The sequence below is a fragment of the Hungatella sp. SL.1.14 genome (assembly GCF_024460495.1).
GTDB lineage: Bacteria > Bacillota > Clostridia > Lachnospirales > Lachnospiraceae > Hungatella > Hungatella hathewayi.
The window spans coordinates 1-645 of sequence record NZ_JANFYJ010000096.1 but is presented as its reverse complement, the minus strand read 5'-3'; the positions used below and the strand labels follow the sequence as shown (position 1 = coordinate 645).

Annotated in this window: 1 rRNA gene; it reads right to left on the bottom strand. The window is 52.1% G+C overall.

Going from position 1 to position 645, the window contains the following annotated elements:
* Positions 1-645 (bottom strand): 23S ribosomal RNA (locus NE473_RS30090); the annotation flags it as partial.

Here is a 645-nt window from a genome sequence, read left to right as displayed (position 1 = left end):
CTCCCCTACCCACACCTCATCGCCACCCTTTTCAACGGATGTGCGTTCGGTCCTCCATTTCCTTTTACGGAAACTTCAACCTGGACATGGGTAGATCACCCGGTTTCGGGTCTGCCTGAACTGACTCAACGCCCTATTAAGACTTGGTTTCCCTTCGGCTCCACACCTTGAGTGCTTAACCTTGCCAGTCCCGGCAACTCGCCGGACCGTTCTACAAAAAGTACGCGGTTCCACCTAAAATGTGGTTCCACAGTTTGTAAACACAGGGTTTCAGGTTCTTTTTCACTCCCCTCCCGGGGTTCTTTTCACCTTTCCTTCACAGTACTATGCGCTATCGGTCACTAAGGAGTATTTAGCCTTGGGGGGTGGTCCCCCCGACTTCCCACAAGGTTTCTCGTGTCTCGTGGTACTTTGGAACATGCTCGCTCTCTTCTGGTTTCACATACGGGGCTTTCACCCTCTGTGGCCGGTCTTTCCAGGACCGTTCTGTTACCATACGAGTCACTTATTGCAGTCCGTAACCCCTGGGTGCACGCACCCAGGTTTAGGCTCCTTCCATTTCGCTCGCCGCTACTCTGGAAATCGAGTTTTCTTTCTTTTCCTCCGCCTACTTAGATGTTTCAGTTCAGCGGGTTCCCAACGTAT